The organism is Marinimicrobium sp. UBA4509 (genome assembly GCF_002388575.1).
Taxonomy (GTDB): domain Bacteria; phylum Pseudomonadota; class Gammaproteobacteria; order Pseudomonadales; family Cellvibrionaceae; genus Marinimicrobium; species Marinimicrobium koreense.
In genome coordinates, this window is record NZ_DGMV01000064.1 from 1 (window position 1) to 4938 (window position 4938).

Sequence of the window (4938 nt, forward strand, 5' to 3'; positions counted from 1 at the left end):
CCCAGATCGCTGGCGGTTTTCAGGTAGTCCCCGGCGAGCATGCCCAGCCCCCCGGCATACAGCGGAAGGGCATCGCAGAGGCCGTACTCCATACTGAGATAGGCAATGCCTTTGAGCGCCGAGTTGGCGTAGTGCTGTTGATACCAGCTGGTGTCGGTGAGGTAGGCATCCCTCGCCCGGGTCAGAGTGTTCAGCGCGGCGAGGAAGTTTTTGTCCCGGGCGATTTTCTGAAGTTGTTCGTCGCTGGTCAGTTGCAATACCTCCACCGGGTTTTGGGTGTGTTCCCACACCTCCGGGTTCAGTTGTTGCCAGAGCTGGTCGCCATCGTGATTCCAGCTCCAATACAGGTCCATGGACAGCTCCCGAAGAATGGCGAGGGCTTCCGGTAACGGGCGAGAGGATAGGGCCATGTCAGTGTCCGCGCAGGTGTCGGGTCAGAAACTTTTCCAACTCGACGATCAATAGAATCGGACTGGTCGACAGCACCAGTACCAGCCAATGACTCACACTCAAGGCGCCGACATCAAAAATGCGCTGACTGATCGGCCAATAGGTAAACACCCCCTGAAACAAAAGTACCACGGCAATGGCCACCAGTGCCGGGCGTAACCCCTGCCAATAGCGCCGGTGCCACAGGGAGTCGTTCAGGGTACGCGCACTCAGTAAATAAAATATTTCAAACAGCACCAGCGCATTGACCGCAACGGAGCGCGCCAGAGCCGAGTCACCCGATGCCGACATCTGCCACTCAAACAGGGTGAACACCGTGAGTGCACCGAGACCGCCGACCAACAGAATCCGGTAGAGCAGCGTGCCGGTGATCAAGCCCTGATGGCGGGGGCGGGGCGGACGCTGCATGATGTCGGCTTCGCTCTGCTCAAACGCCATGGCCAGAGCGAGAGTGACTGCGGTGACCATGTTGACCCACAGAATCTGTACCGGTGTGATCGGCAGAAGCCAACCGAACAAAATGGCCAGCACGATGACGACGGCCTGGGCCAGATTGGTGGGCAGGATGAACGCAATGGCCTTCACAATATTGTCGTACACAGTGCGCCCTTCTGCTACGGCATGCGTAATGGTGGCAAAGTTGTCATCGGTCAGTACGAAGTCGGCGGCCTCCTTGGCGGCATCGGTGCCTTTCTGGCCCATGGCGATGCCAATGTCCGACGAACGCAGGGCGGGGGCGTCGTTGACGCCGTCGCCGGTCATGGCCACGGTATGCCCCCGGGCTTGCAGTGATTCCACCAGTTGCAGTTTGTTGGCCGGACTGGTGCGGGCGAACAGATCGACCTGATCGACCACAGCGATGCGCTCGGCGTCATTCATCCGGTCGAGCTCCGCACCGCTGACCACCCTCTCGCTGTTCAGGCCCAGCTCGCGGCCGATGGCGGCGGCGGTTACCGGATTGTCGCCGGTAATCATCAGAACCCGAATACCGGCTGCGTGACACTGGGCGATTGCCTCGACAGCTTCGGGGCGGGGCGGATCGCTGATGCCGACCAGCGCCACCATGACCAGACCGCTTTCCATATGGTGGTGATGCAGCTCGGTCTGTTCGCTGTCCATCGGTTTGCGAGCCAGAGCCATGACCCGCATCCCTTTCGAGGCGAGCTGCTCCATCTGGCGGTGCCAGTAATTCCGGTCCAGTGGTTCCGGGCCATTCGGACCGAGCTGCTCGCGGCACAGCTCCAACAGCCGATCGGGCGCGCCCTTGATCGCCATTTCCCGGTCGCCGTCGGGGTGGTCATGCAACACGGCCATATAGCGTTTTTCGGTTTCGAACGGGAGACTGTCAATGCGCGGCCATTTGCGTCGACACTGATTGGCCTCCAACCCGTGTTTCATTGCCAATACCAGCAGAGCACCCTCGGTGGGGTCGCCGTGCAACTGCCACTCGCCCTGCTCCTCGGTCAGGTTGGCATCGTTGCACAACAGGGCGATGCGGGAGGCGGTGGCGACGGAGTCAGTGCCGGGGCTGTCGCCCGAGGAGTGAGATTCCGCCTTGATATCGCCTTCCGGCGTGTAGCCCTCACCGCTCACCGTGTACCGGTGGGTGCTGGTGACCAGCGCACGCGCGGTCATGGCATTGGCGGTGAGAGTGCCGGTTTTATCCGAACAGATCACGTCCACCGAACCGAGCACTTCCACCGCGGGCAGGCGCCGCATCAGTGAGCGTTTGCGGGCCATGCGCTCCACCCCGAGCGCGAGGGTGATGGTGACCACGGCGGGAAGGCCTTCGGGAATCGCCGCAACGGCAATACCGATCGCGCCCTGAAACAACGTGGCCAGGCTCTGGTTATGCAGCAGCGCACCCAGAACAACGGTGGCGCCGGTGATCAACAGAATGGCCAGGGTCAATTGCCCGGCGAAGCGTTGCAGTTGGCGCTGCAGCGGCGTCGAACTCAAGGTCACGCCCTGAACCATCCGGTTGATGGTGCCAATCTCGGTGTGTGAGCCGGTCTGAGTGACCACACCGCGTCCGCTGCCGTAGGTGATCAGAGTGCCCATATAGGCCATATTGAGCCGTTCCGCCAGGGGCGCTTCGGCGTTTACCGGTGCGGTGACTTTATCAACGGCCTGGGATTCACCGGTGAGTAACGCTTCATCACAGCGGATGCTTTTACTTTCCAGCAAACGGATATCGGCGGGGACTTTGTCGCCGGCTTGCAGCAGTACCACATCACCCGGCACCAGTGCTTCGCTGTCTAGGGTGAGGGTCGCCCCGTCGCGCAGCACCAGGCACTGGCTTCGGCTCATGGACAGAATGGCGCGCAGGGCCTGCTCGGCTTTGCCCTCCTGCACAAAACCGATGGTGGCATTGATCAATACCACCCCGGTAATAACGCCGGCATCCACCCAATGACCGAGAAACAGACTGATCAACCCGCTGACCAGCAGAACGTAAATGAAGAGATTGTGAAATTGCCGTAGCCAGCGCTTCCAGCCCGGTGTCGGCGGTTGGGTGGGCAGGGCGTTCGGCCCCCACTGTGTCAGTCGCTGTCGGGCATCATCGGTGCTCAATCCGTTTGGGGTGCTGTCGAGCTGCTCCAGCGTCTGTTCGGCGCTGAGCGCGTGCACCGGCTCTCCGTCCGACGAGGGCGGAGGCGTTGTGGCGTTGCGGGTGTCCATGGCGGTCATTCACGGTGACTCGATCAAGTGCATCAGGGACCGGTCTTGCTGTTCGAATCCGGTGAGGTTCTTCAGGGTGGTGTCTGCAATGGCGGCCAGTGCCTCGCGGGTGAAGAACGCCTGGTGTCCGGTGATCACGACGTTGGGGAATGTCAGCAGTCGGGCAAACACATCATCCTGCAACAGTTGGCTGGAGTGATCTTCAAAAAACAGATCGCTTTCCTCTTCATACACGTCCAGCCCCAGGTAACCCACCTGTCGGGATTTCAGTCCGGCAATCACCGCTTTGGTATCGAGCAGGCCGCCGCGACCGGTATTGATCAGCATCACACCCGGTTTCATTTTTAGCAGGGCATCGGCGTTGATCAGGTGGTGGTTGTCCGGGGTCAACGGGCAGTGCAGGGAAATGATGTCGGATTGCGGCCAGAGGTCGTCGAGTGCCACGTAATCCACGCCGGCGGTCTGCAGTGCCTCGTCGGGATAGGGATCGTAGGCGATCACCCGGCAACCCAGCCCGAGCATGATGCGCGCAAAGGTGGCGCCGATTTTACCGGTGCCGATCACTCCGACGGTTTTGCCGAACAGGTCGAAGCCGAGTAGGCCATTCAGTGAGTAGTCGTTTTCATGAACGCGGTAGTGCGCCCGATGCAGTTGCCGGTTCAGCATCAGAATCAGGGCGAGGGTGTGTTCGGCAATGGCGTGGGGAGAATACTCCGGCACCCGGGCCAGGGTGATGCCCAGGGCGCGGGCGGCGTCCAGATCAATCTGGTTGTACCCGGCGCAGCGCATGGCAATGAGTTTTACGCCCTGCTTTGCCAGAATCTCCAACACGTCCGCGCCCAACTGGTCGTTGACGAAACAACAGACGGCGGTGCAGTCCTGGGCGAGAAGCGCGCTGGCGGCGTTGAGCGCGGCTTCGTGAAACACCAGCTCGTGGCGCCCCTGATTGGCACTGGTCAGAAACGCTTTGTCGTAAGGTTTGCTGCTGAATACGGCAACTTTCATTGTTTCTCCGCTTGGGCAATATGTTGGCTGGCCCGGATGATGGAATCCGGGTTGAGGGAAATGGAATCAATGCCGCATTCCACCAGAAACGCGGCAAAATCGGGATGGTCGGACGGAGCCTGGCCGCAGATGCCGACCTTGCGATGGTGTTCGTGAGCGACCCGAATGACCTGGGCGATCAGTCGTTTGACGGCCTCGTCCCGGGCATCGAACAGCGGACGCAGGGCTTGTGAATCCCGATCGATGCCGAGCACCAGTTGGGTCAGATCGTTGCTGCCGATAGAGAAGCCGTCGAACCGCTGGGCAAACTGCTCGGCGAGAATGACGTTCGAGGGAATCTCACACATCACGTAAACCTGAAGGCCGTTCTCGCCGCGTTTGAGCCCGGCGTCGGCCATCACCGCCAGCACCTGATCCGCCTCGGCCGGTGTGCGGCAGAAGGGAATCATGGCGATGATATTGTCAAAGCCCATGACCTCCCGGGCGCGCTTCAATGCCTGGCACTCAAGCTGAAAGGCTTCCCGGTAGCGCTCGTGATAGTAGCGCGAGGCGCCGCGCAACCCGAGCATGGGGTTGTCCTCTTCCAGTTCGAAGTCTTCACCACCAATCAGCCCCCGGTATTCGTTCGACTTGAGGTCTGAAAAACGCACGATGGCCGGGTGGGGGTAACAGGAGGCGGCAATTTTGCCAATGCCGGTGGCCAACTGATCGACAAAGTACTCACTCGGGGTGGCGTAGCGCTGAGTCAAGGCGGCGATGGTGTCCAGGGTTTCAATCGGGGTGACCCGCTCCGGGTGCAAA

Annotated in this window: 4 protein-coding genes; all 4 read right to left on the reverse strand. The window is 60.7% G+C overall.

The annotated features are described in order from the left end of the window. Positions 1-410: DUF3417 domain-containing protein (locus B3520_RS12590; RefSeq protein ID WP_286876182.1), on the reverse strand; the 410-nt coding region annotated here is incomplete at its 3' end. Position 411: 1 nt separating this feature from the next. Continuing rightward, complete coding sequence (locus B3520_RS12595) at positions 412-3141, reverse strand: cation-translocating P-type ATPase (RefSeq protein ID WP_286806967.1); 2730 nt, start codon at positions 3139-3141, stop codon at positions 412-414. Beyond that, positions 3142-4137 (reverse strand): 2-hydroxyacid dehydrogenase, encoded by a 996-nt coding sequence (locus B3520_RS12600; RefSeq protein ID WP_286876183.1) that lies wholly within the window; start codon positions 4135-4137, stop codon positions 3142-3144. After that, a partial coding sequence (locus B3520_RS12605) for a putative PEP-binding protein (RefSeq protein ID WP_349678483.1) occupies positions 4134-4938 on the reverse strand: 805 nt, incomplete at its 5' end. The genes B3520_RS12605 and B3520_RS12600, both read right to left, overlap by 4 nt.

What these genes read in the sequence shown, in the direction of transcription:
- B3520_RS12595 (WP_286806967.1), bottom strand. Translation starts at nt 3,141, where the DNA reads ATGACCGCCATGGACACCCGCAACGCCACAACGCCTCCGCCCTCGTCG.
- B3520_RS12600 (WP_286876183.1), bottom strand. Translation starts at nt 4,137, where the DNA reads ATGAAAGTTGCCGTATTCAGCAGCAAACCTTACGACAAAGCGTTTCTG.